Origin of the sequence: Pseudomonas anguilliseptica, assembly GCF_021375795.1 — a bacterium.
In the GTDB taxonomy this organism is placed as follows: domain Bacteria; phylum Pseudomonadota; class Gammaproteobacteria; order Pseudomonadales; family Pseudomonadaceae; genus Aquipseudomonas; species Aquipseudomonas anguilliseptica_A.
Genome location: NZ_JAEIOI010000001.1, coordinates 1127509 through 1141742 on the forward strand (window position 1 = coordinate 1127509; position 14234 = coordinate 1141742).

The 14234-nt window shown below is 60.3% G+C and carries 13 protein-coding genes and 1 pseudogene; 9 read left to right on the forward strand and 5 right to left on the reverse strand.

Annotation, left to right across the window (positions count from 1 at the left end):
* Positions 1-409: 409 nt before the first annotated feature.
* The 3 genes and pseudogenes from IOD17_RS05195 to IOD17_RS05200 all read right to left on the reverse strand — a co-directional run bounded on the left by IOD17_RS05195 (position 410) and on the right by IOD17_RS05200 (position 2373).
* Positions 410-1369 (reverse strand): hypothetical protein, encoded by a 960-nt coding sequence (locus IOD17_RS05195; protein WP_233684012.1) that lies wholly within the window; start codon positions 1367-1369, stop codon positions 410-412.
* A 42-nt stretch (positions 1370-1411) separates the two neighbouring features.
* Positions 1412-1545, reverse strand: a pseudogene (locus tag IOD17_RS19465) (IS3 family transposase); the annotation flags it as partial.
* 150 nt (positions 1546-1695) lie between these two features.
* Entirely contained in the window at positions 1696-2373 is a 678-nt protein-coding gene (locus IOD17_RS05200) for a DUF4197 domain-containing protein (RefSeq protein ID WP_233684013.1), read from the reverse strand.
* A gap of 212 nt (positions 2374-2585) precedes the next feature.
* Between IOD17_RS05200 and IOD17_RS05205 the strand changes: the two genes are divergently transcribed.
* On the forward strand, positions 2586-4037 hold the full coding sequence (locus tag IOD17_RS05205; protein ID WP_233684524.1) for a lytic transglycosylase F: 1452 nt from the start codon (positions 2586-2588) through the stop codon (positions 4035-4037).
* A 13-nt stretch (positions 4038-4050) separates the two neighbouring features.
* Here the strand turns inward: IOD17_RS05205 and IOD17_RS05210 are convergent, their stop codons facing one another.
* Together IOD17_RS05210 and plsB are read right to left on the reverse strand one after the other, a co-directional pair.
* Positions 4051-4272: a hypothetical protein gene (locus IOD17_RS05210; protein ID WP_233684014.1), complete on the reverse strand. Its 222-nt coding sequence runs from the start codon at positions 4270-4272 to the stop codon at positions 4051-4053.
* Positions 4273-4420: 148 nt separating this feature from the next.
* Entirely contained in the window at positions 4421-6904 is a 2484-nt protein-coding gene (gene plsB / locus IOD17_RS05215; RefSeq protein ID WP_233684015.1) for a glycerol-3-phosphate 1-O-acyltransferase PlsB, read from the reverse strand.
* A 201-nt stretch (positions 6905-7105) separates the two neighbouring features.
* On the opposite strand from plsB, the gene IOD17_RS05220 reads away from it, so the two are divergent.
* From IOD17_RS05220 to IOD17_RS05255, 8 genes are all read left to right on the forward strand, one after another.
* Complete coding sequence (locus IOD17_RS05220; protein ID WP_233684016.1) at positions 7106-7405, forward strand: hypothetical protein; 300 nt, start codon at positions 7106-7108, stop codon at positions 7403-7405.
* 23 nt (positions 7406-7428) lie between these two features.
* A complete protein-coding gene (locus IOD17_RS05225; protein ID WP_233684017.1) occupies positions 7429-8271 on the forward strand; it encodes a DUF692 domain-containing protein in 843 nt (280 codons plus the stop codon).
* On the forward strand, positions 8268-8966 hold the full coding sequence (locus IOD17_RS05230; protein WP_233684018.1) for a DNA-binding domain-containing protein: 699 nt from the start codon (positions 8268-8270) through the stop codon (positions 8964-8966). Before IOD17_RS05225 ends, IOD17_RS05230 begins: the two co-directional genes overlap by 4 nt.
* Positions 8967-9020: 54 nt before the next feature.
* Positions 9021-9620, forward strand: coding sequence for a DoxX family protein (locus tag IOD17_RS05235; protein WP_233684019.1), 600 nt, complete (start codon positions 9021-9023; stop codon positions 9618-9620).
* Between the two features lie 228 nt (positions 9621-9848).
* On the forward strand, positions 9849-11189 hold the full coding sequence (locus tag IOD17_RS05240; protein ID WP_233684020.1) for an OprO/OprP family phosphate-selective porin: 1341 nt from the start codon (positions 9849-9851) through the stop codon (positions 11187-11189).
* Positions 11190-11273: 84 nt separating this feature from the next.
* The gene (locus tag IOD17_RS05245; protein WP_233684021.1) at positions 11274-12194 is read left to right on the forward strand and encodes a ParB/Srx family N-terminal domain-containing protein; all 921 of its coding nucleotides are present in this window, start codon (positions 11274-11276) and stop codon (positions 12192-12194) included.
* A 105-nt stretch (positions 12195-12299) separates the two neighbouring features.
* Positions 12300-13421, forward strand: a complete 1122-nt coding sequence (locus tag IOD17_RS05250; protein ID WP_233684022.1) for a GNAT family N-acetyltransferase — start codon at positions 12300-12302, stop codon at positions 13419-13421.
* 72 nt (positions 13422-13493) lie between these two features.
* Positions 13494-14234 carry an MgtC/SapB family protein gene (locus IOD17_RS05255; protein WP_233684023.1) on the forward strand — a complete coding sequence of 247 codons (741 nt, stop codon included), beginning with the start codon at positions 13494-13496 and terminating at the stop codon, positions 14232-14234.

The following is a 14234-nucleotide window of genomic DNA, read 5'->3' on the forward strand; positions in this document are numbered from 1 at the left end:
CCGAGCGTAGGTGCTGTGGAGAGGGGCGTTTGGCATGGATGCCAAACGAGGAACGATGGGCCAGGGGTGGCCCACCGTGACGACCCTCGGAACAGCACCGGAGTGACGACTGAATGGATGCAGGAGGTAGGGCGACGCAGGATGCCAAAGCCGAGGGGAGTTGAGCGAAGCGAAACCCGGATGCCGGGCGCGCTTTCTCTTTGGTTACTTTCTGCGCGAGTGAAGAGATACGGAGCGAAGCGCAGTAACAGCCGAAGGCTGGCCCGCAGGGTGAGCGCAGCGAATCAAGTGACTCGCCGTAAGGGCGAAAAGGTGATTAGCACTCACCGCAGATGCGACGGTAGAGCATGTGATGGTTGGTAACTGGTGGACAAGCTTCGCGTTGTCCACCCTACGGGCCTTGTTGTGGTCAGAGATCGCCCAACGCAAGCTTTTTATCGCCATGTAGTTCTTGGCAGAAATCAGAGTTGTAGATGGCAAGTGCAAGGGTTTTTCCGGGATATTTGGACTGTTCGCTTCTGTCGATTTCTTGCTCAATCCTACTTATATGTCCTTTGACGATGTCGGCAAAATTGTCGACTTTTTTTCCAACCACAAAACCATTAAATCTATGTTCGATATTCTTGATCGACTTCGCACGACTTAATTGTTGGGCTGCGAAACTGCACTCGGAAAATCCTCTGATGTTCTCTTGTGCCGAGTCTGCATAAATAAAGCGTGCAGGGCCTCTTGGGGTTCCGGAAGCATCGATATGCCAGTCTTTTGGAAGTTCGTTCTGTTGTTCTAAGGCTCTTGAAAGGTCGTTAGCAGAAATACAGGGTAGGTAGCCGTATTCATAGTCATCTTGGCTGCACTCGCGTCGGGCTATTTGGCGCTCCTGGCTTTGTTTTGCCAGCAGAACTTTGTTCTCTTCACGCCATTTTTTGGCAGAAGGTCTGAGCTTTTGGTTGTAGGTGGCAATCATGTTGTTTCGTATAGATCGAGCGTCATGGGCGTTCATCAGCAGAGTTCTTTTGTCGCTGGAGGGCGAGAGTGCGAACAGTACCCAGCGGCTAAATATTCCAGGTCTTGCATCCTCAAGGTCTGCAATATAGGGATCAACTACCCCGTTTACGAAGTTTTCCCAGGCATCTTCTTCCTCAGCGTTTTTCAGGCCAACGATCTCATCGCCATTCTTTATGAGCTGATCGCGGGTGTTGCTGAGAATGGCGATGTTGAAGTCGATTTTCCTGGTTTCGCAGGAATTGGTGCTCTTGCCAGAGCAATCGTTTCTTATGCTATTGAGTTCCGATGAAAGCGATGCATCCGTATAAGAGTCACATCCAGTGACGAATAGCATGATGAAAACAAGCGACAGCTTACGATTCATGTTTTGATCCTTGTCCTGTCAAACTGAAACGCCCTTGGTTATTCAGACGCTTTGCAGGCTCTGGTAGTGGCGTTTTGCAAACTCTACCGGCGATAGCTGATTGTTGAAACCAGGCCAGTGTTTGGGGGGAAGAACGTCTTGATGTAATTTAGCGCATCAGCGTGAGCGTCCTGCCTGATGCTTTAGGTTTCTGCTGACCCGCTTTCACTTTGGTAATTGGAGAATGTGGGAAGGGAGGGAGACTTATCCCTCAATAAGTCAGACTTTCGCACAACCAAAAAAGCCAGACCCCAAGGTCTGGCTTTTGCACATCCACGTCACCCTTCTTACAACGCCCCAAACACCTTCTTCGCCAAACTGGTAGCCGCACCCGCCGGGTTTTCCCTAATGCTGGCTTCCTGCTCGGCGATCATGGCAAACAGACCATCCAGCGCCTGCTCAGTCACATAGTTCTCGATATTCGCGCTTTTCGCGTCGATCACGCCGAAGCTCGCGGCTTGGCCGGCGAAGCTGTTGTATTGCTTGGCCAGGCCGACCTGGTCGGTGGCTTGCTTGACGATGGGCAGGAACTTGGCGCGGATCTGTTCGCGGCTGGTCTTGTTCAGGTATTGAGTGGCGGAATCTTGCGGGCCGCTGAGGATGCTCTTGGCGTCCTGCACGGTCATCTTCTTCACCGAGTCCACCAGCAGCGCCTGGGCTTGCGGTACGGCGGCTTCGGCGGCTTTGTTCATGCTCGCTTCAAGCTGATCAACCTGCGCGCCCATGCCCATCTTCTTCATGGTTTTCGCGGCTTTGCCGAGGTTGCCCGGCAGTTCGATGCGTACGTCCGGGTTGTTGCTGAAACCGCCGGGTTTACCCAGTTGCTGCACGGCTACTTTGGCGCCTTGGGTGAGGGCATCCTTGAGGCCGCCGCTGGCGTCGCTTTGGGTGAGATCGGCCAGGGACAGGGCGAAGGCGCTGCTGGACAGGGCGAGGCCGGCGGCCAGGGAGAGTAGACGAAGCATGATGAGCATCCTTGTACGGTGGGAGGGAGAGCAGTTGCTGGAGCTTAACGGAGTGTAGCGCGCAGGCAAATCCGCATCCGTGTGCGCCTGGCACAGTCGCAGGGCCTGGGTCAGTATTTAGCCACGGCGTTAAGCAACGGCTTAGGCGGGGAGTGGTCATGCAGGGTTACCGAAGGATAGGCGGGTGTTTGCTGGCGGCGCTGTGGCTGTGGATGGCCAGCCCTGTGGCGCAGGCCGGGCTGTTTGACTGGATGTCGACGCAACTCGATGAGGCCGAAGAAGCCGAGGTGGATAACCTGGTGCTACCGGTGCCGGAGGATTGGATCGGCGACTTTGATGGCATGCGTGAGCGCCGCCTGGTGCGGGTGCTGGTGCCGTACAGCAAGACCTTCTTTATGGTCGATCGCGGCCGCCAGCAGGGCATCAGCTATGAGTTGGGCAAGGCGCTGGAGGCATGGCTTAACGCCAGGCATCCCTATCCGCAGAAGTCGTTGCGCTGGCAGGTGATGTTTATTCCGGTGGCGCGCAATGAGCTGATGCCGCGGTTGCTCAGCGGTGGTGGCGATATCGCCGCTGGTGGTCTGACGATTACCGAGGGGCGGCTGCAAACCGTGGATTTCGCCGCGCCGTTCGCCAGCAATATCCGTGAGGCGGTGATCACCGGGCCGGCCAGTGCGCCGCTGAGCAAGCTGGAGGATCTGGCCGGGCAAGAGGTGATGGTGCGCGCTTCAAGCAGCTATTTCGAGCACCTGGTCGCGATCAACCGGCAGTTCAAGGCGCGCGGTTTGAAACCGATCAAGATCATCGCGGCGGATGAGAACCTGGAGTCCGAGGACCTGCTGGAAATGCTCAATGCCGGGCTGCTCAATGCCATTGTGGTCGACCGCTATATCGCCGAGGCCTGGAGCCCGTTGTATAGCAAGCTGCAGATTCATGATGAGTTCTACATCCCTGAGGGCGCCGAGTTTGCCTGGGCGATCCGCAAGAGCAGCCCATTGCTCAAGCAGGAGCTGGCGGCTTTTGTGAGCAAACACAAGGCCGGTACGGCGTTTGGCAATAGCTTGCGCAACAAGTATGTGAAGAACAGCAAGCGCGTGCTGAATGCCGCCAGCGAGGCGGAGCTGAAGAAATTCAACGAGCTGGTCGGCTTGTTCGAGAAGCACGCCGGCACTTATGAGTTCGATTACCTGATGCTGATGGCGCAGGGGTATCAGGAGTCGCAGCTCAATCAGGCGGCGCGCAGCCCGCGTGGCGCGGTGGGCATCATGCAGTTGCTGCCGACCACGGCGGCAGACCCGATGGTGGGCATCAGGGGCATCGACAAGAGCGCCGACAAGAATATCGAGGCGGGCAGCAAGTACATGCGCGTGCTGGCTGACAAGTACCTGGACGACCCCGAGCTGACGCCGATGAACAAGACTCTGCTGAGCTTTGCCGCCTACAACGCCGGGCCTGGCAACCTGCGCAAGTTTCGCCGTCTGGCGGAGAAGTCAGGGTTGGACAAGAACGTCTGGTTCGGCAATGTCGAGCACTCGGCCGCACGGGTGGTCGGCCGTGAGACGGTCGATTATGTCGGCAATATCTACAAGTACTACGTGGCCTACAAACTGGCCGAGGCCAAGCACCGCTCACGCCGGGTGCTGACGCACAAGGCTGAGCACTAGCGCAGTGCGCGGGTTACGAGTGCTCGCTTAGCCGCTGCAACTCGCGGCGCACCATCTGTGCGTAGGCGGCAGGTTTTAACGCGTACAACTCGGCGGCAACCCAGCTAAGCCAGCGCGCATCCAGTTCGGCCTTGGCCGCCAACAGGCGCTGCGCTTCGGCTTCAGCGCGGGCCTGGTTGGCCTGGTGAAACTCGGCACGCGACGGTTTGCTGGTTTGATCGTGGTCTGGGGGCATGGCGGCGGGCGGTTGTGATCGGTCCTGGGGGTATGCATATCTCGCAAACTGTAGGCGCGGGCCATGCCCGCGATAAGGTTGCCTGACATGCCTTGATCGCGGCCATGGGCCGCGCCTACAGATTCCGTAGAGCCATGACCAAGCCGGCTTACACCGGCTCGGCGATATCCGCGTTGCGGTCCATGGCCACCTGGCGGATCGACAGGCGAATCTCCGCCGGCAGTACGCGCTTGGCGGCGCCTTCGGCCAGTTCGCTGAGCAGCGGGTGGTGGCTGAGCTTGCCGGCTTCGTCCTGACGCAGCACGCCCTGATCCAGCAGGCTCTGGATAAAGTGACGGAACAGGCTCTTGTCGAAGAACTCCGGGGCGTTGAGGCCATGCAGGATCGACAGGCGCTGGGCCATCACGGTGCAGAGGTCTTCCAGCTCTTCGGCGCTGATGGCGTTCTGCCCGGCATTCAGCAGCAGAGCGGTGGCCATATAGAAGCGCTGCAGTGTCTGCACGATGGCGCGGGCCAGCAGGGTCAGCAGCACGAATTCGCGCGAGCTCGGCGCCGGGCGCACGTACATATCGCCATCGAGCTTGAGCAGGCCCTGTTCGACAAAGGCGGCCAGCCACTGATCAACCACACCGTCCAGCTCGTCCAGGTTCCAGCGGATAAACAGCTCAGCTTGCAGGTAGGGGTAGAGCGCGCGGGTAAAGCGCAGGATCTGCTCGCGGCTCATCCGTGAACTGCTCTGGAAGAAGCTCGCCAGCAACGCCGGCAGGGCGAAGATGTGCAGCACGTTGTTGCGGTAGTAGGTCATCAGAACGGCGTTCTGCTCGTCCAGATAGAGGATCTTGCCGAGGGCGTCCTTCTGTTCGGCGAGCAGGTCCATCTTCTGCACGTATTCGATCAGCGCCTGGCCGTTGCCGTCTGGCAGGGTGGTGTGCGGCGAGTAGGGCACGCTGCGCAGCAGGGCCAGATAGAGGTCGAGCACCCGCGACAGGGCACGCTCGTCCAGGGCCAGCTTGCTGGTGGAGAGCAGCGCCAGGGCCACCAGGTTGACCGGGTTGATCGCCGCCGCCTCGTTGAGGTGCTGGGCCACGCGCTCGCCGAGGTTGTTGGTGACTTCATTGAGCCAGGCCGGACGGTACTGTGTGCCGTAATCCTGCTCGCGCCAGTTCGGTTGCTCGCTGTCGAGGAATTCCGCCAGTTTGATCGGTTCGCCGAAGTTGACCCAGACATGGCCAAAGCGCTGCTTGAGCGCGCCGATGACCTTGAAGATGTCGAAGATCGACTCCTTCTTCTTGCTCGCGCCGCGCAACTCGCCCAGATAGGTGCGGCCTTCCAGCACGCGCTCGTAGCCGATGTACACCGGCACGAACACCACCGGCAGGCGGTTGCTGCGCAAAAAGCTGCGCATGGTGATGGCCAGCATGCCGGTTTTCGGTTGCAGCATGCGCCCGGTGCGCGAACGGCCGCCTTCGACGAAGTACTCGACCGGGAAGCCCTTGCTGAACAGGGTGTGCAGGTATTCGTTGAACACCGCAGTGTACAGCGGGTTGCCCTTGAAGGTGCGGCGCATAAAGAACGCGCCGCCACGCCGCAGCAGGCCGCCGATCACCGGCATGTTGAGGTTGATGCCGGCAGCGATGTGCGGCGGCGTCAGGCCATTGCGGAACAGCAGGTAGGACAGCAGCAGGTAGTCGATATGGCTGCGGTGGCAGGGCACATAGATCACCTCATGGCCCTGGGCGACTTCCTGCACGCCTTCGATATGGTTGACCTTGATGCCGTCGTAGATCTTGTTCCAGAACCAGCTCAGCACCAGTTCGAGGAAGCGGATGGCGGTGTAGGTGTAGTCCGAGGCGATTTCGTTGCCATAGCGCAGGGCCTGGCTTTCGGCCTTCTCCAGGCTGATGTTCTCACGTTCGGCTTCTTCGATGATCGCCTGGCGCACCTGCGGACCGTGCACCAGGCCTTTGACCAGGTTGCGTCGGTGCGATACGTCCGGGCCGATCACGGCGGCCTTCTGGTTGCGGAAGTGCACGCGCAGGATGCGTTGCACCATGCGCAGGGTGCGCTCGTGGCCTTTGTCCTGCTCGATCAGCTCGCGCATATGGATCGGCGTGGAGAACTGCACGCGGGTCTTGCGGCCGAGAATCAGGATGCTCACCAGCCGGCGCAGACGCCCGGTGACCGCCCAGCTGTCGGCGAACAGCAGCTTCCACGGGCTGGTTTCACGGTCTGGCGACTGGCCCCAGAACACGCTGACCGGAATGATCTGCGCATCGTCCACAGCATGCTGGCTCAGCGCGCTGACCAGGCGTTGCAGGGTGGGCGAGATGCCGCGTTTGTCCTGCCGGCCGAGCCAGTCGGGCTCCGGGGTCAGGTAGAAGAAGGCGGCAGGCTCCAGCAGCTCACCCACGGCCACCGGCATTACCGGGCGCGGCAGGCCGGCCTTGCGGCATTCCGTATCGACTACCGCCAGGTCACTCAGCGACGGCTGCTGCAGCACGTAGAACACCGGCTTGCTGCGGTCGAGCTTGAGGGTAAAGGCGGACTGGTTGATGGTTTCCGAGCGTACCCAGAGGTAGAGCACGCGGCGCAGGGTGCCAAAAACGAGACGGCGGAGCGGAGATCGGGTCATACGGAGTCTGCAGGCTGAAAACGAGCATTTGCTCGGGGGGCGTAGTGTGCCGGATCGCTAGGCTGGCGGCAAAAATCTTCTAGGGTTTAGCCAGCGCGGAATTATTTTTACGGGTTGTCTGTAACAGCCGTGTGTCGGCCTCGTCTATTGGGCCGAGGCAGCCAATCGGCCGCCATTGTGAACCACCATTGGAGTGTTGCCATGAACCATCTGAACACTGTTGTTGCATCCCTGGGCGCGGTACTGCTGAGCAGCGCCGCATTGAGCGTACAGGCTGCGAGCAACCCGTTTGCTGCGCAGGAGCTGAGCAGCGGCTACAGTCTGGCTGCTGGCGAAAAATCCGCCGAAGGCAGCTGCGGTGAGGGCAAATGCGGCGGCGAGATGAAAAAAGCCGAAGGCGAAGGCAAGTGTGGCGAAGGCAAGTGCGGTGGTGAAGCCAAGGCCGAAGGCGAGGGCAAATGCGGTGAAGGCAAGTGCGGCGGCGAGAAAAAAGCCGAGTAATTGAGCGAGTGCGGGGGCAGAACATGCAGAGGGATTTCGTTAACGGTGCCGGGTTGGGCCTGCGTCGCGGCCTGCTTGGCGCGCTGCAGGAGTGCAGCACAGCCGAGGTGGATTTCCTCGAGCTGGCGCCGGAGAACTGGATCGGTGTTGGTGGGCGTCTGGGCAAGCAGCTGCGTGCCCTGAGCGAGCGCCTGCCGCTGCTCTGCCATGGTTTGTCCCTCAACCTCGGTGGCTTTGCCCCGCTGGATCTCGAGTTGCTCAAGGCGATCAAAGGCTTTCTCGACCTGCATGGCGTGCGCGGTTACAGCGAACACCTGTCGGCCTGTGCTGACCATGGCCAGCTGTATGACCTGATGCCGCTGCCGTTTTCCGCAGAGTCGGTGCGGCGCATCGCCGAGCGCGTGCGCATCGTGCAGGACGTGCTGGAGCGGCCGCTGATCATCGAGAACGTCTCGGCCTATGCGCAGTTGCCGGGTGAGCTGGATGAAGCGGCGTTTGTCCGCGCGGTGCTGGAGGAGGCCGACTGCCAGCTGTTGCTGGACGTGAACAACGTCTTCGTCAACAGCATCAATTTCAACTTCGCTGCGCCGGCCTATATCGCCAGCCTGCCCAGTGCGCGCATCGCCTATCTGCATGTGGCCGGGCATTACGATGAGGCCAGTGATCTGAAAATCGACACCCACGGCGCGCCGGTGATTGACCCGGTGTGGGCGCTGCTGGAACAGGCCTACGCCGTACACGGTGTGCGCCCGACCTTGCTGGAACGGGATTTCAACTTCCCGCCGATTGCCGAGCTGTATGCCGAGGTGGCGCAGATTCGTCAGTTGCAAGCAGCTGCGGCGCCTTTGCGGAGCTACGGCACATGAGTGGCGTTGACGCACAACGCGCCTTTGCTGCGCGGATTCGCCAGCCGGCAGAGCAGCCATTGCTTGCGGGTGTTACCGCCGAGCGGATGGCGGTGTATGAAGCGCTGTTCTTCAACAATATCGAAGGCTTTATCAGTGGCGCCTTCCCGGTGTTGCACCGGTTGATCGAGGCTGATCGCTGGCAGCGCCTGGTGCGCAGTTTTATTGCCGAGCATCAGGCGCGCACGCCGTATTTCTTGCAGATCAGCCAGGAGTTTCTCGCCTGGTTGCAGCAGGGCTCTGTCGCCGAAGTGGGCGATCCGCCGTTTATGTTGGAGCTGGCGCATTACGAATGGGTCGAGCTGGCGCTGGATGTCAGCGAAGCCGAGCTGCCTGCACAGGGCTGGTCGCCACTGGCCTGGCCGCTGGCGTATCGGTGGCCGGTGCAGCGTATTGGCGCCGACTTCCAGCCCAGTGAGCCAGAGGCTGAACCGACCTGTCTGCTGGTCTGGCGCGATGGGCAGGACAAGGTGCGCTTTATGCAGCTAAGCCCGTTTTCCTACCAGTTGGCGGCGCGTCTGCAGGCCGGCGAAGCGGCTGATGCGGTGTTGCTGGCGCTGGCCCAGCAGCATGGCCTGAGCGCCGATACGCAGTACTTCAATAACGCTCAAACTTTACTGGATGAGTGGCAGAGCCAGGCTGTCTGGCGTCCTTGAAACCCTCGCTGTACCTGACCTTCGGTGCCTCGCACCGGTTTGTGGAGATTCACCATGCTGAGCTTTTTCAATCGCCTCCAGGACGCCCTGGACGCTAGCCGTCGCTTGGATTTTCTCGGGCCGTTATTGCTGCGCTTGTACCTGGTGCCGGTGTTCTGGATGGCCGGCATGCACAAGCTGGCCGATATCGACGCCACCGCCGACTGGTTTGGCAACCCGGATTGGGGCTTGGGTTTGCCATTCCCCGAGCTGCTGGCTTGGGCTGCGGCCTTGACCGAGGCGGGCGGGGCGCTGCTGCTGTTGTTCGGCCTGGCAGTGCGTTGGGTGAGTATCCCCCTGATCGTCACCATGTTGGTGGCGATCTTTGCCGTGCATCTGCCTTATGGCTGGCAGGCGATTGCCGATGCCAGCGCACCGTTCGCCAATGAACGGGTTATGGACTCTGTGGGCAAGCTCGAGCGCGCCCGCGAGCTGCTCCAACAGCACGGCAATTACGATTGGTTGACCAGCAGCGGCAAACTGGTGGTGCTGAACAACGGCATCGAGTTTGCCGCCACCTACCTGGTGATGCTGGTGGCGCTGTTTTTCAGCGGCGCTGGGCGCTGGTTGAGTCTGGACTATTGGCTTGACCGGGCATTGCGTCAGCAGCCCTGAGCCCACTACGGCCCGCCGCTGCAAGGGTGGTGGGCCGTCGGCAAAGCAGCTGACTAGAGCGCTTTCTACTGCTTATAGGCAAAGGAAGTAAAAAGTTCCGCTGTAATCAAATATTTATATATCAGCAACTGCCCTGAAATATCCCGCCGCCAAGATTCCCTCCAGCACGAACGAGCCCCAGCGCTCGGGTGTTTTCAACACTTAAAAGTCCATTTAGAGGAATCTTCGATGATCCGTAAGCACAGCTTTCGTGGAGTAATGGCCGGCTTCGCTACCAGCGCTCTGGCCCTGGCCGTTTCCGCCCAGGCTTTCGCCGGTACCGTCACCACTGACGGCGCCGATCTCGTGATCAAGACCAAGGGTGGCCTGGAAGTCGCCACTACCGACAAAGAATTCAGCTTCAAACTGGGCGGCAAGTTGCAGTGGGATGCCACCAACTTTGACGGCCTGCAGGCAGCCGATCAGAACAACCCGTTCGATGACACCTTCAACACCTACATCCGTCGCGGTGAAATCGGTCTGGAAGGTGTGGCTTATAAGGACTGGGGCTGGGGCTTGCGTCTGAGCTATGACGGTTCTGCTGATGGTGCAGAGACTGCCGTTGACCGCGCCTATATCACTTACACCGGCCTGGATCTGGCCACCTTCACTGTTGGCCGTTTCGGCGTTGACTACGGCTTAGAGGGCACCACCAGCTCGTCGTGGATCACTGCCATTGAGCGTCCATTCATGTACGACTTCCTGCACGGTGACGAGGATGCTCAGTTCGGTTTGAACGTTAAGCACTCGGGCGACAACTACGGCCTGATGGCTCAGGTTGCGACCTACGATGACAGCGATAACGTCAACAACTTTGAGTCCGATGGCAACGACGAGCTGTTCGGTTACACCCTGCGCGCTCACTGGGCACCGTACCTGAATGGCACTGACGTTGTTCACCTGGCGGCCAACTACCACGACAGCAGCTCGGATGATGACCGCGCTCGTGCCCGTACCCGCATGGGTATCCGCAGTGACAACGATTTCCGCCTGACCTTCGGCGATGTGCGTGTAGCTGACAAAGACAGCGAATGGGTACTGGAGTCGGGCGCTCAGTTCGGTGGCCTGCGTGGTCAGGCTGAATACTTCCAGCGCAGCATTACCGGGGAGAACCTTGTAGGTGCTGATTCCGATGTGGAAATGAGCGGTTACAGCGCGCAGGTTTCCTACATGATCGGTGCCGCCCGTGGCTACAAGGGTAGCGACGGCAAGTGGGACAAACCTACTGACATGAAAGGCACCTGGGAAGTATTCGCTCGCTACGAGAGCACGACTATCGACTCTGATGCGACCGCCATCCCGGGCAACCTGGGTCTGGCCGGTATCGTGGCCGCGGATGCCAGCGATGAGTTCGAAGCCAGCGCCATGGTGGTGGGTGTCAACTACTTCGCCACTCCAGCTGTACGTATGAGCCTGAACTACGTTGACTACGAAGTGGACAACGTCAACACCACTGCTGTTGCTGGTGGCAACAACAAGAATGTTGATGACGGCAAAGCCATCATCGGCCGTCTGCAGTACGTGTTCTAAGCAACATCGCTTCACTGCTGCTCCTATCTTTGAGCCCCGCATCGTGCGGGGCTTTTTTTCGCAATTTTTATGGGGGAAGAACCGATGCGCGTGTATGCGCTGTTGTTACTGATGACGGGGTTGAGCACCGTGGCCATGGCCGAAGATTACCGCGCGGCTAAACCGGGTGAGCTGCTACAGGTTCGTCTTGAGCAGCTGCACCCGACCCAGGCGGTGGTGGGGTATGACCAGATCTATTACAAGCTCGGGCGCTTTAGCAAAGAGCCGAACAAGCTGTTCGACGAGTACTGCGAGGCTAACGGTCAGGGCGAAAGCAGCAAGGTGCCAAAGGGTGCCAGCCTGCATCGGCCGGACAGTTTCAGTTGTCAGGGGGCTGTTGGCTCGCACAGCAGCGAGATGAAAACCGTGGTGATCGGCCCTGAGGGCCGGCTGTACCTGACCGACGGACACCATACGTTCACCACCCTGTGGGAGCAGCCCGAAGGCGGCGCAACGCTGCCGATGTGGGTCAAGGTGACGGACAATTTCAGCGACAGCCCGGACCTGGCCAGCTTCTGGCGGCGCATGCAGGCCGCGCGCAAGGTCTGGCTCAATGACGGTCAAGGTCAGGCGATTACTCCAGAGCAGATTCCGGCCCAGCTTGGCCTGGCCACACTGGGTGATGATCCCTACCGCGCGCTGGTGTATTTCACCCGTGAGGTGGCCTACGACAAACCGCGTTCGGGTGATGTGGCTCCGGAGTTTCTGGAGTTCTACTGGGGTAACTGGCTGCGTGAACAGCTCAACCTGAGCGACTACGATTTGCGTGACAAGGGTGACTACCGCGATGCGATTGGCGAGGCTGCCAAGCTGATGGTCGCCCTGGCCCCCGACAGCCCGGTTGGTGACAGCGGTTTCAAGGCCCGTGAGTTGGGCGGCTACACCAGCATCGACCGCAAGGAGCTGGGCAAGATGGCTAACAATAAGCTGCCTTACATGATCAACCACAAGGCCACTCGCCGTTGATAGAAGGGTAGGCGCGGTTGCCGAGCATTCGCAGCGGCAACCGCGCCTGGCTTGACGCTATAGTGCAGCCTTGTCTGACCGCCACAGAGCCCGACCGAGCTGCCCATGTTGCCGACCTGCCTGACCGCCATCCATGACGTGACCGCCAGCCAGTGGGATGGCCTGCTGACGGAGCCGCAGCCGTTCTTGCAGCACGCCTTTCTCGCAGCGCTGGAGGACAGCGGCAGTGTCGGTGGGCGCAGCGGCTGGCAGCCGGCTCACGCCGCGTTGCTGGGTGCCCAGGGGCAATTGCTGGCGGCCATGCCGGGCTATGTGAAAAGCCACTCCTATGGCGAGTACGTGTTCGACCATGGCTGGGCCGATGCCTGCCATCGCGCCGGTATCGAGTATTACCCCAAGCTGCTTGGCGCGATTCCCTTCTCTCCAGTTACCGGCCAGCGTTTGCTCGGCACACCTGAGGCCGCTGGGCAATTGCTTGATGGCCTCAGCGCGGGGCTGCAGCAACAGGGCTTGTCGAGCCTGCATATCAACTTCACCACCGAGGCTGAAAATGCCGTGCTGCAGGGGCGCGACGGCTGGCTGCAGCGGCTTGGCTGTCAGTTCCACTGGCGCAATCGGGGTTACCGGGACTTTCAGGATTTTCTCGACGCGCTCAGCTCGCGCAAACGCAAGCAGATGCGCAAGGAGCGTGAGCAGGTGGCGGGGCAGGGCATCGAATTTGACTGGCGCGAGGGCCATCAGCTCAGTGAGCTGGAGTGGGATTTCGTCTATCTGTGTTATGCCAACACCTACCGCGTGCGCGGTCAGTCACCCTACCTGACGCGCGACTTTTTCAGCCTGCTGGCCGAGCGCATGCCGCAGATGATCCGCGTGGTGCTCGCTCATCAGACCGGCAGGCCGGTGGCCATGGCCTTTAGCCTGGTCGGCGGCGACAGCCTGTATGGGCGCTATTGGGGTTGTCTGGCCGAGTTCGACCGGCTGCATTTCGAAACCTGTTTCTACCAGGGCATGGACTTTGCCATCGCCCATGGCCTGCAACGTTTCGATGCTGGTGCCCAGGGCGAGCACAAGCTGATTCGCGGCTTCGAGCCGGTCATCACCCACTCCTGGCACTACCTCTGCCACCCCGGCCTGCGAGCGGCCGTGGCGAACTTTCTCGTGGAAGAACAGCAGGGTGTGCGCGGCTATGCCGAACAGGCCCGCGAGCTGTTGCCGTACCGCCAATAGCGCGCCCGCTCGCGCAGGTTGTCGGCGCGGCAACTACGCTCAGAACAGGTTCGCTGCTGCGCGAGGTGTGGTGTGAGTGTATGGGCTCTGCTTGATAAGTTCTGGCTGCTGCCGGGGGTGGCGGTCAATCTGACCTTGTTTATCAATATGCTCGGTGCCTTGCTGCTGGGGCTGCTGGTGGGCTACGAGCGCTCCTACCATGGCCGTGCGGCGGGCATGCGCACCTACGGCATGGTGTGCATGGCGTCCTGCGCGTTGACGGTGTTGTGCATCTATCCACAGCACTGGCTGGGTGATCACTCGCTGGCCGGGGTCGATCCGACGCGGGTGATTCAGGGTGTGGTCACCGGTATCGGTTTTCTTGGCGCCGGGCTGATCATGAAGGACGGCATGAGCATCAGTGGGCTGACTACGGCGGCTTCGATCTGGGCCTCTTCGGCGATTGGCGTGCTGGTGGGCGTGGGCTTTTATGGCGCGGCGCTGTTGCTCAGCCTGATTTCTGCCGGGTTGATGATGTGGGGCGCCAAGCTGGAGGCGCGGCTGCCGTCGCGGCCGGCGATTGCCATTGTGCTGCGTTTTGCGCCAGGGTTTGTGCGGCCGGAGGAGGCCACACTGCGGCGCATTGCCCGTGAGCGCGGCTATGTGATTGCCGGGGGCTCGTTCAGTGTGAGCTTCGAGCAGGGCCAGTTGGAATGGCGCTTTGTTGCGGTGGCGGTGGACGGGCAGAAGAGTGCGCGGATCAGCGACATGGCCGATGAGCTGGCGCAGCTGGACGGCGTGGCGAAGTTTCACCTGGCCCATGCGCGCAACTGA